This window comes from Frigoribacterium endophyticum (assembly GCF_011759585.1).
Taxonomy (GTDB): Bacteria; Actinomycetota; Actinomycetes; order Actinomycetales; family Microbacteriaceae; genus Frigoribacterium; species Frigoribacterium endophyticum.
Genome location: NZ_JAAOYV010000001.1, coordinates 129,997 through 147,502, shown reverse-complemented (window position 1 = coordinate 147,502; position 17,506 = coordinate 129,997). Strand labels below are relative to the sequence as shown.

Sequence of the window (17,506 nt, the reverse complement as noted above, 5' to 3'; positions counted from 1 at the left end):
CGGAGGAGACATGCACGCCGACTCGCTGCAGGAGCGCGCCGCCGCCCGCGCCGAGGAGCTGCCGGGTGCCGGCCTCGAGCACCCCTTCGGCCCCGACTGGGAGGTCTGGAAGGTGCGCGGCAAGGTCTTCCTGCTGATGGCCGAGGTCGCCGGCCAGCCCGTCGTGACGGTCAAGGCCGCCCCCGACGACGCGGCCGCGCTGTGCGCCCAGCACGACGACGTGTCGCCCGGCTGGCACATGAACAAGCGGCACTGGATCACCGTCCGGCCCGGCGACGACGTGCAGGCCGACCTGCTCGACGACCTCGTCACCGAGTCGTACCTCCTCGTCGTCGAGGGGCTCCCCCGCGCCCGGCGCCCCGTCGACCCCGCCACCTTCGCGGGCGGCGTCGGCTGAGGCGGCGAGGCCCGGGGCAGGAAGACGGGAGGCGCGGTGCCGTCGGGCACCGCGCCTCCTGTGGTCTGCCGGTCGCCCGGCCCGTCCGCTACAGCTGGGCGCCGGAGTGGTCGAGCACGGCGCGGCGGCGACGACGCGCGACCAGCACCGCACCGGTGCCCGCGAGCATCAGCGCGAGGAGCAGCGCGGGGACCATGTCGGAGCCGGTGAAGGCCAGCGGGCCGGAGCCGGAGGCCGTCGTGCCGGCGCCGCCGGCGCCCGTGCCCGAGCCGCCGGGGACGGCGGCGGGGGTCGGCGAGGCCGTGGGGGCCGGGGTGGGCGCACCCGCCGCGACCAGCACGTCAGCACGGAGCTCGACGCCCGACTGCACGCCGATCAGCGTCACCGAGCCGGCGCCGAGGGCGGTCGGGGCCGTGACGGTGAAGGTCGCGACGCCGTCGACGACGTCGACGTAGCCGAGGTCGACGGGGTCGCCCGAGGCCGGGGTGTAGACCCCGGAGACCTGGCGGTCGCCCTCGACGCCCGAGGCGGTGACGGTGAAGTCGGTGCCGGGGGCGACCTCGGCCGGGGCCGAGATGGTGCCGTCGGCGCTCAGGCCGTCGAGGTCACGGTCGAGCTCCAGCGCGTTCACGATGGTGAAGAAGTTGTCGGTCTGGTCGATGAGGCCGACGACGTTCGCGGCGCCGGGGCCGTAGCCGGCGACGCGGAGCTGCGTGCCCGTGTGCTGCTGCGAGCCGCCGGCCGCGGCGGTGCCGTAGGCGATCTTCATCGTGCTGCCCTCGGTGGTGAGGAGCGCGGTGCTGAGGGTCGCGGGGGGCGTGCTGTCGACGATCTGGCTGGTGTGCGCGTGGTCGGCGGTGACGATGACCATCGTGTTCCCGTCGGCCTTCGCGAACTCGAGCGCGGCCTGCACGGCCTCGTCGAGGTCGAGCACCTCGCCGATCTGGCCGCAGGCGTCGGCGCTGTGGTCGCGCTTGTCGATGGAGGCGCCCTCGACCTGGAGGAAGAAGCCCTGGTCGCCGTCGAGCAGGTCGATCGACTTCTCGGTCAGCGAGCGGAGCGAGAGGTCCGTCGACAGACGGGCGGGGTTCGGCGTGCACGCCTGGGGCGCGAGGTCGGCGCCGCCGACCGTCGCCGTGCTGGGCGCGAAGCGGGTCGGGAAGTTGCCGTCGGTGAAGGTGCCGAGCACCGGCGAGGCCTGGTCGGCCGCCGTCAGGGCGCCGAGGCCGGCGGCGTCGCCGACGACCTGGTAGCCGCGGTCGGCGGCCTGGTCGAAGAGCGACTCGCCCTGGTACTGGCCCGCACGGGCGGTCTGGCGGAACGACGCCGAGCCGCCGCCGAGGGTGAGGTCGGCACGCGTGCCGATGATCTGCTCGCTGATCGAGCCGAGACCGCCCTGGTCGAGGGCGTCGGCGCCGCACTGGGTCACCGAGTCGGGGCCGTAGCAGCTGCGGGCGGCGACGTGGGCGGCCTGCACGGCCGGCGTCGCGTCCTGGATCTCGGCGGTCGACACGTTGCCGGTCTTCTTGCCGTTGGCCTTGGCGATCTCGACCAGGGTGTCCTGCGGGGTGCCCGCGATGTCGACCGAGACGGCGTTGTCGTACGTCTTGGTGCCGGTGGCCCAGGCCGAGCCGGTGGCGGCGGAGTCGGGCACGTAGTCGGGCTTGCCCGCCTTCGTCAACGAGTAGGTCGTGTACTGGCCGGTGAGGGGCAGCGCGTCGATGCCGGGCAGCTCGCCGCCGGCGCCGTACTGGTAGTTGCGGGCCGAGGTGATCTCGGAGTCGCCCATGCCGTCGCCGATGAGCAGGATGACGTTCTTCGCGGGGCCGGCCTGCACGGAGTCGAGCAGGGCCTGCGTGCTGTCGTCGGAGCTGCGGGCGGCGCCGCCGTTCTCGGCGACGTCGGCGGGGGTCGCCGCGAACGCGGCTCCGGGGAGGAGGGCCACGGAGGCGGCGAGCGCCATCGCTCCCGTGGCGAGGGCCGCGCGGGTGCGGCGGGTGGTGGATGACATCGTTTGGTCCAGCTCCAGGTGATCGGTGGTGCGGAGGGAGGTCGTCACCCCCTGATCGGGGGACCGTCACAGTGCAGTCGGGCAGGGTGAACGGCCGGTGTCGCCGCGGAGTCGCCCGAGTGACCGCAGCCCAACGAGTTGCACACTGTGCACCGACACGGACGCCCCCGCGTCGCCGCTCGTCACTGCCCTCGGAGCACGACCTCCAGCTGAGCCCTCAGCGCTGCCACGATCTCGGGCACCTCGAGCGACTCGTCGACCGCGGAGGCCATCGCGACCATCAGCACGGCCGAGACGACGCGGGCGAGCACGGCGGCCTCCTCGGGGCTCCGACCGGCACGGTCGGCGACGATGTCGGCCAGCGCCTCCTCCGTCCTGGCCACGATCGCGAGCGCCGCCGCGTGGTGCGGCTCGGCGGCGTCGCCGAAGACCATCTCGCGCAGGTAGGTGCGGCCGTTCTCGACGTGGCTGCGGTTGCACTCGACGATCGGCGTGACGAGGGCGACCACCGCGTCGACGAGCGCCGCCTCGCCGGCCGCCGCGGCGAGGCCCCGCTCGAGCGCGCGCTCGTAGGCCGCGTTCTGCGCCAGCAGCAGCAGCTCGCCCTTCGAGCGCGCGTAGAGGAAGAGCGTGCCCGCGCCGACGTCGGCGGCCTCGGCGACCTGCTGCGTGGTGACCTCGTCGACGCCGTGCCGCGAGAACAGGTCGGACGCGGCCCGGGTGATGCGCTCGAGCTTCTCCTGCTTGTTGCGCTCTCGACGGCCGAGCGGGGCGGATGTCGACGACATGGGAACTCCTGGAATGAGAACTGACTCTGCTCAGTTGTGACGAGGGTCAGTCGTTGGCGATCGGGTACGCGCACCGCATCATCCCACTCACGAGCGACGACGACCCGCCCGGGGCGACGCGACCGCATCGCCCCGACCCCCTGGAAGGAACCCCATGACCACCATCCGCGACTCCGTCGTCCTCGTCACCGGCGCCAACGGCGGCATCGGCACCCGCTTCGTCGAGGCCGCCCTCGCCCGGGGCGCCGCGAAGGTCTACGCCACGGCCCGCACCCCGCGCAGCTGGAGCGACGAGCGCGTCGTGCCGCTCACCCTCGACGTCACCGACGCCGCGTCGATCGCCGCCGTCGTCGAGGCGGCCCCCGACGTCACGGTGCTCGTCAACAACGCCGGGGCGAACGCCCCCGAGCCGGGCATCCTCGCGAACACCGACGCCGAGATCCGCGAGAACGTCGAGACGAACTTCTTCGGCCCCCTCTTCCTGGCCCGCGCCTACGCGCCCCTGCTCCGCGCCCACGGCGGCGGCACGGCGATCATCGACATCCACTCCGCCCTCTCCTGGTTCGCGGTCGCCGGCATCTACTCGGCGACGAAGGCCGCGCTCTGGTCGGCGACGAACTCGCTCCGCCTCGAGCTGCAGCCCGCGGGCGTGCAGGTCGTCGGCGTGCACGTCGGCTACGTCGACACGGCGATGGCCGCCGGCGTCGACGACGCGAAGACCGACCCGGCCGTGCTCGTGGCCGACGTGCTGGACGCCCTCGAGGCCGGTGAGCACGAGGTGCTCGCTGACGAGACCTCGCGCCAGGTGAAGGCCGCGCTGTCGGCACCGCTGGAGGCGCTCTACCCGCAGCTCGCCCGCGGCTGAGCGACGGCGCCTCCGGGCCGGCCCGCGCGACGACCGGCGCCGGCCCGGGGAGGCGCTGGCCGACGACCCGAGGAGGCGCGGGCCGACGACCCGAGGGAGGCGCGGCCGTGTCTCCGAGCACGCTGGGAACGGGGTACGATCGCTCGTCGACGACGGACGCCCGGGGGCGGGGCCGGACGCGCCTCCCGCCTCCTACTGGGGGCAGCACGCGGAGGGCTCCGTGACGCACCATCGTCTGACGCACCCCGCCGTGACACCCAGGAGAACCGCATGACCACGCCTGTCGCCCCGCAGACGCCCGAGCTCGCCGCCCCCGACGCCGCGACCCTCCCAGCCCACGCCCCGCGCCGCCCGTCGTACCGCGACGACGACGTCGCCCCCGCCGTCTGGGACACCGCCCGCGAGGAGCGCCTGCGCCTCGCGCCCCCGGCCGCCGCCCCGATCGGCTGACGCCCGGCGGCCCGCCCCGCTGCCCCGACGACGACGAGACGCCCCGCTGCGGGCGACCGTGGTCGTCCGCCGCGAGGCGTCTCGGGGAGTGCGGGGGTGAGCCCGGCCTGATCAGGCTTGGACGTCACCGCGCCAGGCGCCGTCGGCCTGGCCCTGCGACTCGATGTACTCCTTGAAGTTCTGGAGGTCCTTCTTGATCGCGCGGTTGTCCTGGCCGAGCGACGAGCCGACCTTCTCCAGGAAGCCCTCGGGCGTCCAGTCGATCTGCACCGTGATGCGAGTCTCGGAGTCGCTGAGCTTGTGGAAGGTCACGACGCCGGCGTGGTCGACCTCGCCGCCCGTGCTGTTCCAGGCGACGCGCTCGTCGGGGTGCTGCTCGGTGATCTCCGCCTCGAACGTCTTCTCGACGGGGCCGACCTTGACCTTCCACACCGTGAGGGTGGGGGTGGTCTGCGTGATGGACTCGACCTCGTCGAGGAACTTGGGGAACTCCTCGAACTGGGTCCACTGGTTGTACGCGACGGAGACAGGGACGCTGACGTCGACGGTCTCGATGGCCTGTGCCATGGTGTGCTCCTTGATCGATGGGGTGGTCGTCGGCTCGGCGCTGCTGCGCCTCCCCGACTTCTCCCTCGACGCTAGGGAGGTCCGCCCGACGAGGGCCAGATGCACGACGGACGGTCAGGTGGGGGACGGCGCCGAAGGCTCCGGCTCCTCTACACCCGCCGCGACGAGCACGCCCGCCGACTCGTCGCGCTCGGCACTCGTGTCGGCCCGCACGGCGACGATGCCCGCCACGATCAGCGCCCCGCCGACGAGCTGCAGCGCGGTGAGCTGCTCGTCGAGCAGCACCCACGCCCAGATCGCCGCCGCCGCCACCTCGAGCAGGCCGACGAACGAGGCGAGGCGCGACCCCAGCATCGAGCTGGCCGTGATGCTCGTGGCGTAGGCGAGGCTGGTCGCGACGAGGCCGACGACGAGCATCGGCACCCACCAGGGCACCGTGCTGCCGAGCACGACGACGTCGTCCGCCGTGGCGGTGAAGGGCACGAGGCCGGTGAGCCCCAGCAGGCCGAGCAGCGCCGAGCCGACGAGCAGCCCCGAGGCGGCCAGCGCCACGGGCGGCAGGCCGTCGGAGGGCAGGGCCGCGATGACGAAGTACCCGGCGCAGCAGACCATCGCCGCGACGCCGAGGGCGATGCCGACGGGGTCGAGCGCTCCCCCGCCGCCGGGCGAGACGACGAGCAGCAGGCCGGCCGCCGCGACGGCCGACCCGACGAGCACGACGGCGGCGGGCCGTCGCCGGGTGGCGACCCACGCGACGGCGACGAGCAGCAGGGGCGCCGTGTACTCGAGCAGGATCGCCGTGCCGACGGGGATGTGCTGGATGGCGGCGAAGTAGGACACCTGCGTGCCGGCGACCCCGATCACGGCCATGCCGAGCACCCGTCGCCGTGCGCGCCAGACCGGGGCGAGGCGGCCTCGAAGTGCGACGAGAGCGATCGGCGCCAGCACGACACCGCCGACGAGGGCACGCAGGGCGACCGCGGCGACGGGGCTCCAGCCGCTCTCGAGCAGCGGCTTCACGAAGGGCCCGGAGACCCCGAAGGAGGCGGCGGCCACGACCGCGACGAGCAGGCCGGTCGAGAGATGGCGACGAGACACGGGGTACCCTCCAGTCAGGGCCGTTCGGCCTGTTGATCCTGACGCTAGAGCGGGAGCCGACAAGGAGTCAAATTGCTTTTCGCCCCTGACACGGAAGACGTCCTCGAGTTCAACGCGGCCCTGGTCAACACGACGGCCGGGGCGTCGCGCTCCGGCGGCGACGAGCTCGCGACGCCCGCCCAGCTGGCCGCGCTCATGACGACCTTCGGCTTCTCGGGGCGGCGCGACCGCGACGAGGCCGAGCTCGAGGCGGTGCGGCGGGCCCGCACGCGCCTCCGTGAGCTCTGGCTCCTGCCGCGAGACGAGATGGTCGGCCCGGTCAACGAGCTGCTCGAGCGCCTGCACGCGGTTCCCCGGCTCGTCCGCCACGACGACCTCGACTGGCACCTGCACGCCACCCCGCAGAGCGCGCCGCTCGCCGACAGGATCCTGGTGGAGGCGGTGCTCGCCCTCGTCGACGTGGTCCGGTCGGACGAGACGGCGCGGCTGCGCCCCTGCGCGGCCGACGACTGCGACGGGCTGTTGGTCGACCTCTCGCGCAACGGCTCGAAGCGGTTCTGCAGCGTGCGCTGCGGCAACCGGATGAACATGGTCGCGTTCCGCGAGCGTCGGGCCGCCGAGGAGGCCGACCGGCCCGTCGACCGCTGAGCCGTCGCCCGCGCGGAGCGCATCCGAGCCCGTTCGTCAAGGCCCTCCGGGCTCCGCGGAGGCGGCCTACCGTCCCCCGGACCGCACACCATCGACCTCGGGGAGAACTCATGTCTCAGCGCAACACCTTCGTCCGCAGCCTGCACGACCTCGGCGCCGCCGCCTGGTTCGGCGGCACGCTCATGGGCGCCGTCGGCCTCAACGGCGGCACGGCGGAGGCGAAGGACCCCGTCGAGCGCCTCCGCCTCTCGTCGATCGGCTGGGCCAAGTGGGCGCCCGTGCAGTGGGCCGCGATCATCGCCCACGGCATCGGCGGGGTCGGCCTGATCGTCGGCAACAAAAGCCGCCTCGGCGGCCAGCCGTCGTCGCGCCGCAACACGGTCGTGAAGTCGGTCGTCACCCTCGCCGCCGTCGGCGCGACCGTGTGGTCGGGCATCGAGGGCGGCATCATGGCGAAGAACGCGGAGCAGGGCGCGGAGGGCGTCACCGAGCCCGACGCCACCTCCTCCAAGACCCTCGCCGCGGCGCAGAAGAAGCAGAAGGCGCTGCAGTTCGTCATCCCGGTGCTGACCGGGGTCGTGCTCGTCATGGGCGCCCAGCAGGGGGAGCAGCAGCGCCCGCTCGCCGGGCTGCTCGGCTGGCGCCGCTAGGTCACCAGACCGCCGGACCGCCCGGCCGGACGGGTCCCGGTGCGGGCGGGGGCGCCTCCCCCGGCTCCTCCGCCCGCCCGTCAGTCGCCGTCGCCGGACCGCTTGCCCCGCATCACGATCAGCGGGTCGGGCTGTCCGACGACGGCGTCGTCGCGCCCGTCGTAGTCGAACTGGCCGAGGAAGAACCGCATCGCGTTCAGCCGTGCCCGCTTCTTGTCGTTCGACCGCACGATCGTCCACGGCGCGTGCTTCTTGTCGGTGCGGCGGAACATCTCGTCCTTCGCGGCGGTGTAGTCGTCCCAGCGACCCAGCGACTCGAGGTCCATCGGCGAGAGCTTCCAGCGACGCACCGGGTCGAGCTGCCGCATCGCGAAACGCGTGCGCTGCTCCTTCTGCGACACCGAGAACCAGAACTTCGTGACGTGCACGCCCGCGTCGACGAGCATCTTCTCGAAGACGGGGGCCTGCTGCATGAACGTCTCGTACTCGTCGTCGGTGCAGAATCCCATCACCCGCTCGACGCCGGCCCGGTTGTACCAGCTGCGGTCGAAGAGGACGAGCTCGCCGGAGGTCGGCAGGGCGGCCACGTAGCGCTGGAAGTACCACTGGCCCTTCTCCCGCTCGCTCGGCGTGCTGAGCGCGACGACCCTCGCCGTGCGGGGGTTGAGGTGCTCGGTGAAGCGCTTGATCGTGCCGCCCTTGCCGGCGGCGTCGCGCCCCTCGAAGAGCACGACGGCCTTGCGGCCCGTCTCCCCCAGCCAGTTCTGGCACTTGAGCAGCTCGACCTGCAGCCGGTACTTCTCCAGCTCGTACTCGCTCCGGTCGAGGCGCTCGTCGTACGGGTAGTCCTCGCGCCAGGTGTAGACCGGGTTCCCCGCCGGGTCGATCAGCTCGGGCTCGACGGTGTGGCCGCCCGACACGCGGTAGCCCTCGTGCCGGAGCTGCTCGATGTACTCGCGGAGCGACTGTCCTGTGGTGGGGTCGAGGGTCATGCCCTCGACGGTACCGAGCCGGGGTCGGAGCCGACCGGGGGTGGCGCTCGGCGCCTCCTCGTGGTCGCGGGGTCTCGCGCACCACCCACGACGCACCACGAACTCGCACCGGAACCACGCCGCGGCCTGGTTCGCGGGCGAGGACGTGGTTCCTCGCCGTAGCTGTTCTCAGCGAGGTCTGAGCGGGCTCGGAGCATCCGTTGAGGCACGAGCTCGTCGGCGTCCTTATCATCGTGTCATCGACCTTGAGTCGAGGTGACTCAAGGTCTCGACCACGACTGAGAGAGGAAGCACCCATGGCCCTGTCCTTCGACCCCTTCACCGAGCTCGACCGTCTCGCCGGCACCCTGCTGTCACAGCGCCAGGGCCCGAAGGCCATGCCCGTCGACCTGTACCGCGAGGGCGACCAGTACGTGCTCGCCGCCGACCTGCCCGGCATCGACCCGGGGTCCGTCGACGTCGACGTCGACGGCCAGCTGCTGACGATCACGGCCCGGCGCACGGCCGGCGACCACGCCGGGGCGACCTGGCTGGCACAGGAGCGCCCGCACGGCTCGTACCGGCGCCAGTTCAGCCTGGGCGACGGCGTCGACACCGAGGGCATCACGGCGAACTACGACAACGGCGTGCTGTCGGTGGTGATCCCGGTCAGCCAGCGGGCGAAGCCGCGGCGGATCGAGGTCGGCAGCGCCCGATCGGGCGACGGTGGGGCGCAGCAGCTGTCGGCCTCGCCGGAGGCGGCGACGGCGTAGCCGTCGACCCGCACCTGCCGCCCCTGCCCGCCCGTCGACCTCGGAGGAGGTGCACCATGCTCGAACGCCGCACGTTCCTGTCGCGGGCGCTCGCCGAGCCGCTCGGCGAGCACCGTGCGTACTACGACCCGTCGGCGGACGACGTCGACGCCGACTGAGCGGCGACACGAGGGCCCCGCCCGGCACCGGCCGGGCGGGGCCCTCGTCGTCCCGGGAGGAGGGGGCAGAGGGCGCTGCGGCTCAGAGGGTGGTGCGGGTGAGGACGGTGGTCGAGTCGGCGGCCGTGATCTCGACGCTGCGCAGCCGGTCGAGCGGCAGCTTCGACGAGGCCGCGAGCCCCGCCGCGCCGCCGGGAGCGCTGTCCCAGGTGGCGACGACGGTGCGGGTGCCGTCGACCTCCTCGACGACGAGGTCGTACACGCCGGTGCCCTCGAGGTCGGCGGCGTAGGCGCACTCCCAGTCGAACCGCGTGCCCCAGGGAGTCGCGGTGACGGAGAGGTCGGCGGTCACCGCGCCCCCCACCAGCGACGTCATCGCGACGGGGACGGCGGGCGTCGGCGTGGTGACCGAGGCCGTGGGCTCCGCGACCCGGCCCGACGACGAGCCCAGCGCGTAGCCGCCGGCGAGCAGCACGACGGCGAGCACCGCGGCCGCGCCGACGAGGGTGCGCCGACGCGGGGAGGAGGGCCGGCCGGAGGCGCGGCCGCGAGGGCCAGGACGCCCCGGTCGACGCCGGGCCGGCGTGCGGGAGCCGCGCGACGGGTCGGCGACGGGGGCGGGCGTGCCGACCCGCGACTCCTCGGGGTCGGGCTCGGCGGCACCGACCCTCGCCTCGACGGGGTCGGGCTCCGGGGAGGCGACCCGCGCCTCCTCGGCGATCGCCACGGCGTCGTCGACGGGCAGCAGGCGGAGCACGGCGGGGAGCCCGGCGAGGTCGGCGACGGAGGCGGTGCACGCCTCACAACCGCAGAGGTGCCGCTCGAAGCGGGCGCGCTCGTCGGTGCTCAGGCCGCCGAGCACGTAGGCGGCGTCCCACTCGTGGACCGCGTCGTGCTCACGCCGGAGCTCGGGCTCTCGGCGGGCGTCGGGGCGGCCGTCGCGGTCGGTCATCGGGTGACTCCTCGTTCTTGCAGGGCGAGCCGCAGGGCCTTCGCGGCGTAGTGCAGCCGCGACTTCACCGTCCCGGCCGGCACCCCCTCGATCTCTGCGGTCTCGGCGACGGTGCGACCCAGCCAGTAGCAGCTCACCACGACGCGGCGGTGCTCGCCCGAGAGCGAGCCCAGGGCGTCCGCGACGAGGAGGCGGTCGAGGACGGCGTCGGAGGCGTCGGTCACGGGAGCGCCCTCGGGCAGGTCGTCGGTGGGGAACTCGTGGGCGCGGCGCGCGCTGCGGCGGTCGTCGATCACGAGGTTGCGGGCGACGGTGAAGAGCCAGCGGCGGGCGGGCTCGTCGCCCTCCGCGAGGATGGCGGCGCTGCGCCAGGCGCGCAGCAGGGCCTCCTGCGCGACGTCCTCGGCGAGGCCGTGGTCGCCGGTGAGGCGGTGCACGTAGCGCACGAGCACGTCGCCGTGCGCGTCGTGCAGGGCGCGCAGCCGGGCTGCTCCGTCGACGTCCATCGCCACCTCCTCACCTGTACGACGAGACGGGGGGCCGGATGGTTCACCGTCGCGGCATCTTCGCACCCCGGGCTGCCCGCTCCGCGGTCGCGGCGGACCTGACAGTGCGCTGGGAGGCTGAACCCCGGACAGCCGCCGCCCGTCGTTCCCAGTGACGGCACCTCCGTCGTCGCCGCCCTCGACCAGCAGGAGAACACCGTGAAGAAGAAGACCGGCATCATCATCGGAGTCAGTGCCGCCGTCGTCGTGGGCCTCGGAGCCACCGCCGCGTTCGCCGGCCCCGCCTTCTACCGCGACGTCGTCGTCGGCGCCCCCGAGGCCGCCCCGACCGTCGCGCCGACCGCCGGCGGCAGCACCCTCGACGCCAGCCAGCTGACCGGCGACTGGCAGGTCGGCGACGGCAGCACCGCCGGCTACCGCGTCGACGAGGTGCTCAACGGCACCGACGTCACCGTGGTCGGCACGACCGACCAGGTCACCGGCACCATCACCGTCGACGGCTCATCGGTCTCGGCCGCCACGATCGACGTCGACGTCGCGAGCATCGCGACCGACAGCGGCAACCGCGACGAGTACTTCCGCGGCACGGCCCTCCAGACCGACCAGTTCCCGACCGCGACCTTCACCCTGACGCAGCCGATCGACGCCGCGGTGCCCGCCGACGACGAGGTGGCGACGACCGAGGCCACCGGCGAGCTGACGATGCACGGCGTCACGCAGCAGGTCACCGTTCCGCTGCAGGCCGCGCTCTCGGGCGACGGGGTGCAGATCAGCGGGTCGATCCCGGTCACCTTCTCCGACTATGGAGTGCAGGCCCCCGACCTCGGCTTCGTCAGCGTGGAGGACAGCGGCACGGTGGAGTTCCTCGTCGCGGCGACCCCCGCCTCCTAGGCTCCCGCCGCGCGGCGACCGCCCCGCGGCGGCGCCTCGCGTCAGCACGACGGCCCGGGCACGATCACGTGCCCGGGCCCTCGTGCGCCCCCTCGTCAGTGCCCCCGGCACCGCCCCTCGTCAGCGCCCGAGCTCGGCCAGGGCCACGTTCAGCTCGAGCACGTTCACCGTCGGCTCGCCGAGGTAGCCGAGGTCGCGCCCCTGCACGTGCTGCTCGACGAGCTCGCGCACCTCGGCCGCGGGCAGCTCGCGGGCGGCGGCGACGCGCTCGACCTGCTCGCGCGCGTACTCCGGGCTGACGTGCGGGTCGAGGCCGGACGCGGAGGCGGTGAGCGCGTCGACCGGGACGCTCGCCGGGTCGACCCCGTCGCTCTCGGCCACGGCCGCCCGGCGCTCCTCGATCGCCGCGATCAGGTCAGGGGCCTCCGGCCCCCAGTTGCTGCCGCTCGACGCGGAGGCGTCGTGGCCGTCGCCGGCGGCGGAGGGCCGCGACTGGAACCACTCGGGCAGGGGGGCCCCGTCGTCGTCGGTGAACGACTGGCCGATCAGCGACGAGCCGACGACCTGCCCGTCGACCTCGACCTCGGAGCCGTTCGCCCGGTGCCCGACGGCCAGCTGCCCGACCGCCGTCACGACGAGCGTGTAGGCGACGCCGAGCACGAGGGTGGCGACGACGACGGCCCGCAGGGCGGTGCCGTACTGACGCAGCGTGCTGCGTGCGTTCATGGTGAGTCCTTCTGTCTGTCTCTGGTGCTGCGAGATGGGTGATGCGAGGTGGGGTGCTGCGGGAGGCGCGAGCTCAGAACCCGGGCAGCAGGCTGACGACGAGGTCGATCAGCTTGATGCCGACGAACGGCGCCACGACGCCGCCGAGCCCGTAGACGAGCAGGTTGCGGCCGAGGATGGACGACGCCGACGCGGCCCGGTACCGGACGCCGCGGAGGGCGAGCGGGATGAGCGCGACGATGACGAGGGCGTTGAAGACGATCGCCGAGAGGATGGCCGACGACGGCGAGCTGAGCTGCATGACGTTGAGCAGCCCCAGCCCCGGGAAGACGCCGGCGAACATCGCGGGGATGATCGCGAAGTACTTCGCCACGTCGTTGGCGATCGAGAACGTCGTCAGCGCGCCCCGGGTGATGAGCAGCTGCTTGCCGATGCGCACGACGTCGATCAGCTTCGTCGGGTCGCTGTCGAGGTCGATCATGTTGCCGGCCTCCTTCGCGGCCGACGTGCCGGTGTTCATCGCGACGCCGACGTCGGCCTGGGCGAGCGCCGGGGCGTCGTTCGTGCCGTCGCCCGTCATCGCGACGAGGGCGCCGCCCTGCTGCTCGCGGCGGATCAGCGCGAGCTTGTCCTCCGGGGTGGCCTCGGCGAGGTGGTCGTCGACCCCGGCCTCGCGCGCGATCGCCGCCGCGGTGAGCGGGTTGTCGCCCGTGACCATGACGGTGCGGATGCCCATGGCGCGCAGCTCGGCGAAGCGCTCTCGGAGGCCCTCCTTCACCACGTCCTTCAGGTGGACGACGCCGAGGACGCGCGCCGCGCCTCCGGCGTCCTTGACCGCGACGACGAGCGGGGTGCCGCCCGCCGTCGAGACGGCCTCGACACGGCCGGTCAGCTCGTCGTGCTCGGTGCTGGCCAGCCGGCCGCCCTCCTCCACCCACGCGATGACCGAGCCGGCGGCGCCCTTGCGGATCTCGGTGCCGTCGGGCAGGTCGAGCCCGCTCATGCGGGTCTGCGCCGTGAACGGCACGATCGTCGAGCGGTCGACGCCCTGCTCGTGCCAGCCGGTGGTGAGCGCGAGGTCGACGATCGACCGGCCCTCGGGCGTGGGGTCGCTGAGCGACGACGTGGCGGCCGCCTCCATCAGCTCGGCCTCGGCGACGCCGTCCAGCGGCGTGAACTCGACCGCCCGGCGGTTGCCGTAGGTGATGGTGCCGGTCTTGTCGAGCAGCAGGGTGGTGACGTCGCCCGCCGCCTCGACGGCACGGCCCGACATGGCGAGCACGTTGCGCTGCACCAGGCGGTCCATGCCGGCGATGCCGATCGCGCTGAGCAGCGCGCCGATCGTCGTCGGGATGAGGCAGACGAGCAGCGCGATCAGCACCGGCACGCTCACCGACGCGTCGCTGTAGCCGGCGATCGGGTTCAGGGTCAGCACGACGACCACGAAGACGATCGAGAGGCTCGCGAGCAGGATGTTCAGGGCGATCTCGTTCGGCGTCCGCTGGCGCTTCGCGCCCTCGACGAGCGCGATCATGCGGTCGACGAAGGTCTCGCCCGGCTTGCTGGTGATGCGCACGACCACGCGGTCGGAGAGCACGCGGGTGCCTCCGGTCACGGCGCTGCGGTCGCCGCCCGACTCCCGGATCACCGGGGCCGACTCGCCCGTGATGGCCGACTCGTCGACCGAGGCGATGCCCCAGACGACGTCGCCGTCGCCCGGTACGAGCTCACCGGCCGTCACCACGACCACGTCGCCGAGCCCGAGGTCGGCCGACGAGACGTCGTCGACGGCGGCGTGCTCGGCCGAGGCGTCGCCGTCGGCGTCGTACGAGGCCACGCGTCGTGCCGTCGTGCTCGTCCGGGTGGCGCGCAGCGTCTCGGCCTGCGCCTTGCCGCGCCCCTCGGCGACCGACTCGGCGAGGTTCGCGAACACGACCGTGAGCCACAGCCAGACGGCGATGGCGACCGTGAACGAGCCGGGCACCGGCGAGCCGCCGGAGGTGGCGTCGCCCACGCCGAAGAGCTGGGCGACGGCGAGCAGCGTCGTGTAGGCGGCGCCCACCTCGACGATGAACATCACCGGGTCGTGCCACATGCGGCGCGGGTCGAGCTTGCGCAGGGCGCCGGGCAGGGCCGCGGCGAGCTGCGCCGGGCCGAAGGCCGCGGGGCGGCCCGCGGCGGGGGCGCCGGTGCCGGCCTCGCCGGTCGGGTCGCCGGGGGCCCCGGCGGAGCCGGTCGTGCGGGAGTCGCGGGTCGAGGCCCCGGTGGAGGTGTCGGATGGTGTCGGCATGGTCTAGTTCAGCCCTTCGGCGAGAGGCCCGAGTGCGATGACGGGGAAGTAGGTGAGCGCCGTCACGACGACGGAGACACCGGCGAGGAGGCCGACGAAGAGCGGCCGGTGGGTGGGCAGGGTGCCCGCGGTGGCGGGGATCCTGTCCTGGGCGGCGAGCGACCCGGCGAGCGCGAGCACCAGCACGATCGGCACGAACCGGCCGAGGAGCATGGCGACCCCGAGCGCGGTGTTGAACCAGGGCGTGTTCGCGGTGAGCCCGGCGAAGGCCGAGCCGTTGTTGTTCGACGCCGAGGTGAAGGCGTAGAGCACCTCCGTGAAGCCGTGCACCCCGGGGTTCCAGATCGACGTCGCCTCGACGTCGGCCCGGACGGCGGGGATCGCGAAGCTCAGCGCCGTGCCGGTGAGCACCAGGGTCGGCGTCACGAGGATGTACAGGCTGGCCAGCGTGATCTCGCGCGGGCCGAGCTTCTTGCCGAGGTACTCCGGCGTGCGGCCGACCAGCAGCCCGGCGATGAACACCGTGATGACGGCGAGCACGAGCATGCCGTAGAGGCCCGAGCCGACGCCGCCGGGGGCGATCTCGCCGAGCATCATGTTCAGCAGCGGCATCATGCCGCCGAGCGCCGTGTAGGAGTCGTGCATCGAGTCGACGGCGCCGGTCGAGGTCAGGGTGGAGGTCGTGCCGAACAGGGCCGATCCGATGATGCCGAACCGCGCCTCCTTGCCCTCCATCGCTCCGCCGGCCAGCTCGGGCGCCGTGCCGGCACCGCGGAGCTCGAAGATCGTGAGCGCCGTGAGCGAGACGACGAAGAACAGCGCCATGACCAGGGCGATCGCGCGGCCCTCACGGGGCGAGCCGACCATGGTGCCGAAGGTGCGCGGCAGCGAGAACGGGATGACGAGCATGAGCACGACCTGGAGCGCGTTCGTCCACGGCGTGGGGTTCTCGAACGGGTGGGCGGAGTTCGCGTTGAAGAACCCGCCGCCGTTCGTGCCCAGCATCTTGATCGCCTCCTGCGAGGCGACCGGCCCGCCGGGGATCGTGGCCGTGCCGCCGGTCAGCGTGGTGACGTCGGTGAACCCGGTGAAGTCCTGCACGACGCCGCCGATCATCAGCGCGACGGCGCTCAGCAGCGCGAGGGGCAGCAGCAGGCGCACGACGCCGCGGGTCAGGTCGACCCAGAAGTTGCCGAGGGTGCCGGTGCGCACGCGGGCGAAGCCGCGGATCAGCGCGACGGCCACGGCCATGCCGACCGCGGCGGAGACGAAGTTCTGCACGACGAGGCCGCCGAGCTGCACGGCGTAGCCGAGCGTGAGGTCGGGCGAGTACGACTGCCAGTTCGTGTTCGTGACGAACGAGGCGGCGGTGTTGAAGGCGAGGCCCTCGGGCACGGCGGGGAAGCCGAGCGACTGGGGCAGCACGGCCTGCAGGCGCTGGATCGCGTAGAGCGCGAGCACGCCGGCGACGGAGAAGCTCAGCACGCCGCGGAGGTAGGCGGGCCAGCTCTGCTCGGCCGAGCCGTCGACCCCGATCAGCCGGTACACGACGCGCTCGGCGCGGAGGTGGCGGGTGCTCGAGTAGAGGCGGGCCATGTGGTCGCCGAGGGGGCGGTAGGCCACGACGAGCACCGCGGCGACGGTGGCGACCTGGAGGACGCCGAGGAGGGCGTCCATCAGAAGCGCTCCGGCTGCACGAGGGCCCAGACGAGGTAGACCAGGGCGGCGACGGCGAGCACGGCGGCGCCGATCTCGACGACGATCACAGCTTCTCGACCCCCTTCGCGACGAAGGCGATCACGGCGAAGACCGCGATGACGGCGAGCAGGTAGACGATGTCGAGCACGACGACTCCCAGGGAGGCTGACGGGGCGGGCCCGCTCGGGCCCGGTGCCCGTGGCGGGCACAGCGAGCCAGTAGACACCGGGCGACGGGGCCGGCCAGGGCTCCTCACGGCTTCCTCACGCCGCACGGCCCGATCCTCACGCGGCGCTGACGCGGGGGCCGCCCGGACGGTGCGGGGCCGAGGCCCGATACCCCCCGAGCAGGGGTCGGCGCAAGCCCTGGACAGGCACCGGAGCAGGGCCGATACGTTCGGGAGCAGCCTCGTTCCCTCCGGGGGCCAGGGCTCGTGGAGGGACGACCGGCCGGGCGTCCCCCACCCCGCCAGCCAGAGGGGCAGACATGGGCAAGTTCGCGTACGACAAGGCGCTCAGCGTCGACTTCGACGACCGGACCCTCGCGCACCTGCAGATCGTGATCGGCATGAAGCTGCGCCGCGGGGAGTCGTTCTACTTCTCGTGGAAGGACGACCAGGCCGTCGGCGACGGGCGCACCGCCATCTGGCTGCACCCGTCCATCCCGCTCGTCTACAAGTACTACGGCAGCCGTCTGCCGCGCATCAACCCCGAGTGGGTCCGGGCGCTCGAGATGACGGCCAACACCAACATCGGCCTGCAGGTCGTCGACGAGCCCGTCGGGCCGGCCGGAGGCGCGAGCTCGGCCCCGGGGGCCGCCCCCGTCACGAACGGGGTCGCCTCGTGACCAAGCGCGTCGACGTGCACTACGACGGGGTGCTCTACACGCTGCCCGGCGACCAGCTCGACGCGGTGCGCGAGCGCGTGCTCGCCGCCGTCGCCGGGGGCGAGGCGTTCTGGCTCGAGGTCAACATCGGCGAGGGGCGCTACCAGCGGGCCGACCTGCTGATCTCGCCGGGCGTGCCGATCAGCCTCGTCGCGATCACGGAGGAGTAGGCCGCCGGGGGC

21 protein-coding genes are annotated in these 17,506 nt (G+C 73.5%); 9 read left to right on the top strand and 12 right to left on the bottom strand.

The features are described from left to right. Positions 1 to 10 precede the first annotated feature (10 nt). Positions 11 to 397, top strand: a complete 387-nt coding sequence (locus FHR77_RS00725; protein WP_167258029.1) for an MmcQ/YjbR family DNA-binding protein — start codon at positions 11 to 13, stop codon at positions 395 to 397. Positions 398 to 485: 88 nt separating this feature from the next. Here the strand turns inward: FHR77_RS00725 and phoA are convergent, their stop codons facing one another. Together phoA and FHR77_RS00715 are read right to left on the bottom strand one after the other, a co-directional pair. Continuing rightward, complete coding sequence (gene phoA / locus FHR77_RS00720; RefSeq protein WP_167258027.1) at positions 486 to 2,408, bottom strand: alkaline phosphatase; 1,923 nt, start codon at positions 2,406 to 2,408, stop codon at positions 486 to 488. Positions 2,409 to 2,590: 182 nt separating this feature from the next. Continuing rightward, positions 2,591 to 3,196 (bottom strand): TetR/AcrR family transcriptional regulator, encoded by a 606-nt coding sequence (locus FHR77_RS00715; protein WP_167258025.1) that lies wholly within the window; start codon positions 3,194 to 3,196, stop codon positions 2,591 to 2,593. 154 nt (positions 3,197 to 3,350) lie between these two features. On the opposite strand from FHR77_RS00715, the gene FHR77_RS00710 reads away from it, so the two are divergent. Together FHR77_RS00710 and FHR77_RS00705 are read left to right on the top strand one after the other, a co-directional pair. Beyond that, a complete protein-coding gene (locus FHR77_RS00710) occupies positions 3,351 to 4,061 on the top strand; it encodes an SDR family oxidoreductase (RefSeq protein ID WP_056052281.1) in 711 nt (236 codons plus the stop codon). Between the two features lie 270 nt (positions 4,062 to 4,331). After that, on the top strand, positions 4,332 to 4,511 hold the full coding sequence (locus tag FHR77_RS00705; protein WP_167258023.1) for a hypothetical protein: 180 nt from the start codon (positions 4,332 to 4,334) through the stop codon (positions 4,509 to 4,511). 111 nt (positions 4,512 to 4,622) lie between these two features. On the opposite strand, the gene FHR77_RS00700 is transcribed toward FHR77_RS00705, so the two are convergent. Together FHR77_RS00700 and FHR77_RS00695 are read right to left on the bottom strand one after the other, a co-directional pair. Next, positions 4,623 to 5,078: an SRPBCC family protein gene (locus tag FHR77_RS00700; protein ID WP_056052276.1), complete on the bottom strand. Its 456-nt coding sequence runs from the start codon at positions 5,076 to 5,078 to the stop codon at positions 4,623 to 4,625. 114 nt (positions 5,079 to 5,192) lie between these two features. Continuing rightward, on the bottom strand, positions 5,193 to 6,176 hold the full coding sequence (locus tag FHR77_RS00695) for an EamA family transporter (protein WP_167258021.1): 984 nt from the start codon (positions 6,174 to 6,176) through the stop codon (positions 5,193 to 5,195). A 72-nt stretch (positions 6,177 to 6,248) separates the two neighbouring features. Here FHR77_RS00695 and FHR77_RS00690 point away from each other — a divergent pair, with 72 nt between their 5' ends. Together FHR77_RS00690 and FHR77_RS00685 are read left to right on the top strand one after the other, a co-directional pair. Continuing rightward, positions 6,249 to 6,824: a CGNR zinc finger domain-containing protein gene (locus tag FHR77_RS00690; RefSeq protein WP_167258019.1), complete on the top strand. Its 576-nt coding sequence runs from the start codon at positions 6,249 to 6,251 to the stop codon at positions 6,822 to 6,824. A gap of 110 nt (positions 6,825 to 6,934) precedes the next feature. Beyond that, positions 6,935 to 7,474, top strand: a complete 540-nt coding sequence (locus FHR77_RS00685) for a hypothetical protein (RefSeq protein ID WP_167258017.1) — start codon at positions 6,935 to 6,937, stop codon at positions 7,472 to 7,474. Between the two features lie 80 nt (positions 7,475 to 7,554). On the opposite strand, the gene ppk2 is transcribed toward FHR77_RS00685, so the two are convergent. Beyond that, positions 7,555 to 8,466, bottom strand: a complete 912-nt coding sequence (gene ppk2, locus FHR77_RS00680; protein WP_167258015.1) for a polyphosphate kinase 2 — start codon at positions 8,464 to 8,466, stop codon at positions 7,555 to 7,557. Positions 8,467 to 8,762: 296 nt separating this feature from the next. On the opposite strand from ppk2, the gene FHR77_RS00675 reads away from it, so the two are divergent. After that, on the top strand, positions 8,763 to 9,218 hold the full coding sequence (locus tag FHR77_RS00675; RefSeq protein WP_056052267.1) for an Hsp20/alpha crystallin family protein: 456 nt from the start codon (positions 8,763 to 8,765) through the stop codon (positions 9,216 to 9,218). Between the two features lie 240 nt (positions 9,219 to 9,458). Here the strand turns inward: FHR77_RS00675 and FHR77_RS00670 are convergent, their stop codons facing one another. Together FHR77_RS00670 and FHR77_RS00665 are read right to left on the bottom strand one after the other, a co-directional pair. Then, entirely contained in the window at positions 9,459 to 10,328 is an 870-nt protein-coding gene (locus FHR77_RS00670) for an anti-sigma factor family protein (protein WP_167258013.1), read from the bottom strand. Further along, positions 10,325 to 10,834: a sigma-70 family RNA polymerase sigma factor gene (locus FHR77_RS00665; RefSeq protein WP_167258011.1), complete on the bottom strand. Its 510-nt coding sequence runs from the start codon at positions 10,832 to 10,834 to the stop codon at positions 10,325 to 10,327. The genes FHR77_RS00670 and FHR77_RS00665 overlap by 4 nt, the downstream gene beginning before the upstream one ends. 198 nt (positions 10,835 to 11,032) lie before the next feature. Between FHR77_RS00665 and FHR77_RS00660 the strand changes: the two genes are divergently transcribed. Further along, positions 11,033 to 11,725 carry a YceI family protein gene (locus FHR77_RS00660; RefSeq protein ID WP_167258009.1) on the top strand — a complete coding sequence of 231 codons (693 nt, stop codon included), beginning with the start codon at positions 11,033 to 11,035 and terminating at the stop codon, positions 11,723 to 11,725. Positions 11,726 to 11,845: 120 nt separating this feature from the next. Here the strand turns inward: FHR77_RS00660 and kdpC are convergent, their stop codons facing one another. The 5 genes from kdpC to FHR77_RS00635 form a co-directional block, all read right to left on the bottom strand. Further along, positions 11,846 to 12,451 carry a potassium-transporting ATPase subunit KdpC gene (gene kdpC / locus FHR77_RS00655; protein ID WP_167258007.1) on the bottom strand — a complete coding sequence of 202 codons (606 nt, stop codon included), beginning with the start codon at positions 12,449 to 12,451 and terminating at the stop codon, positions 11,846 to 11,848. A 73-nt stretch (positions 12,452 to 12,524) separates the two neighbouring features. Continuing rightward, on the bottom strand, positions 12,525 to 14,741 hold the full coding sequence (gene kdpB / locus FHR77_RS00650; protein WP_167258005.1) for a potassium-transporting ATPase subunit KdpB: 2,217 nt from the start codon (positions 14,739 to 14,741) through the stop codon (positions 12,525 to 12,527). A 3-nt stretch (positions 14,742 to 14,744) separates the two neighbouring features. Continuing rightward, the gene (kdpA, locus tag FHR77_RS00645) at positions 14,745 to 16,418 is read right to left on the bottom strand and encodes a potassium-transporting ATPase subunit KdpA (RefSeq protein WP_167258003.1); all 1,674 of its coding nucleotides are present in this window, start codon (positions 16,416 to 16,418) and stop codon (positions 14,745 to 14,747) included. After that, positions 16,418 to 16,507, bottom strand: a complete 90-nt coding sequence (locus FHR77_RS16500; protein ID WP_167258001.1) for a potassium-transporting ATPase subunit F — start codon at positions 16,505 to 16,507, stop codon at positions 16,418 to 16,420. The genes kdpA and FHR77_RS16500 overlap by 1 nt, the downstream gene beginning before the upstream one ends. Next, the gene (locus FHR77_RS00635; protein WP_167257819.1) at positions 16,504 to 16,665 is read right to left on the bottom strand and encodes a hypothetical protein; all 162 of its coding nucleotides are present in this window, start codon (positions 16,663 to 16,665) and stop codon (positions 16,504 to 16,506) included. Before FHR77_RS00635 ends, FHR77_RS16500 begins: the two co-directional genes overlap by 4 nt. A 260-nt stretch (positions 16,666 to 16,925) precedes the next feature. Here FHR77_RS00635 and FHR77_RS00630 point away from each other — a divergent pair, with 260 nt between their 5' ends. Both FHR77_RS00630 and FHR77_RS00625 read left to right on the top strand, forming a co-directional pair. Further along, positions 16,926 to 17,285, top strand: coding sequence for a DUF7882 family protein (locus FHR77_RS00630; protein WP_167257999.1), 360 nt, complete (start codon positions 16,926 to 16,928; stop codon positions 17,283 to 17,285). Further along, positions 17,282 to 17,494 (top strand): hypothetical protein, encoded by a 213-nt coding sequence (locus FHR77_RS00625; RefSeq protein ID WP_167257997.1) that lies wholly within the window; start codon positions 17,282 to 17,284, stop codon positions 17,492 to 17,494. The genes FHR77_RS00630 and FHR77_RS00625 overlap by 4 nt, the downstream gene beginning before the upstream one ends. The last annotated feature ends 12 nt before the right edge of the window (positions 17,495 to 17,506 follow it).

What these genes read in the sequence shown, in the direction of transcription:
- FHR77_RS00725 (WP_167258029.1), top strand. Translation starts at nt 11, where the DNA reads ATGCACGCCGACTCGCTGCAGGAGCGCGCCGCCGCCCGCGCCGAGGAG.
- phoA (WP_167258027.1), bottom strand. Translation starts at nt 2,408, where the DNA reads ATGTCATCCACCACCCGCCGCACCCGCGCGGCCCTCGCCACGGGAGCG.
- FHR77_RS00715 (WP_167258025.1), bottom strand. Translation starts at nt 3,196, where the DNA reads ATGTCGTCGACATCCGCCCCGCTCGGCCGTCGAGAGCGCAACAAGCAG.
- FHR77_RS00710 (WP_056052281.1), top strand. Translation starts at nt 3,351, where the DNA reads ATGACCACCATCCGCGACTCCGTCGTCCTCGTCACCGGCGCCAACGGC.
- FHR77_RS00705 (WP_167258023.1), top strand. Translation starts at nt 4,332, where the DNA reads ATGACCACGCCTGTCGCCCCGCAGACGCCCGAGCTCGCCGCCCCCGAC.
- FHR77_RS00700 (WP_056052276.1), bottom strand. Translation starts at nt 5,078, where the DNA reads ATGGCACAGGCCATCGAGACCGTCGACGTCAGCGTCCCTGTCTCCGTC.
- FHR77_RS00685 (WP_167258017.1), top strand. Translation starts at nt 6,935, where the DNA reads ATGTCTCAGCGCAACACCTTCGTCCGCAGCCTGCACGACCTCGGCGCC.
- ppk2 (WP_167258015.1), bottom strand. Translation starts at nt 8,466, where the DNA reads ATGACCCTCGACCCCACCACAGGACAGTCGCTCCGCGAGTACATCGAG.
- FHR77_RS00675 (WP_056052267.1), top strand. Translation starts at nt 8,763, where the DNA reads ATGGCCCTGTCCTTCGACCCCTTCACCGAGCTCGACCGTCTCGCCGGC.
- FHR77_RS00670 (WP_167258013.1), bottom strand. Translation starts at nt 10,328, where the DNA reads ATGACCGACCGCGACGGCCGCCCCGACGCCCGCCGAGAGCCCGAGCTC.
- FHR77_RS00665 (WP_167258011.1), bottom strand. Translation starts at nt 10,834, where the DNA reads ATGGACGTCGACGGAGCAGCCCGGCTGCGCGCCCTGCACGACGCGCAC.
- kdpC (WP_167258007.1), bottom strand. Translation starts at nt 12,451, where the DNA reads ATGAACGCACGCAGCACGCTGCGTCAGTACGGCACCGCCCTGCGGGCC.
- kdpB (WP_167258005.1), bottom strand. Translation starts at nt 14,741, where the DNA reads ATGCCGACACCATCCGACACCTCCACCGGGGCCTCGACCCGCGACTCC.
- kdpA (WP_167258003.1), bottom strand. Translation starts at nt 16,418, where the DNA reads ATGGACGCCCTCCTCGGCGTCCTCCAGGTCGCCACCGTCGCCGCGGTG.
- FHR77_RS00630 (WP_167257999.1), top strand. Translation starts at nt 16,926, where the DNA reads ATGGGCAAGTTCGCGTACGACAAGGCGCTCAGCGTCGACTTCGACGAC.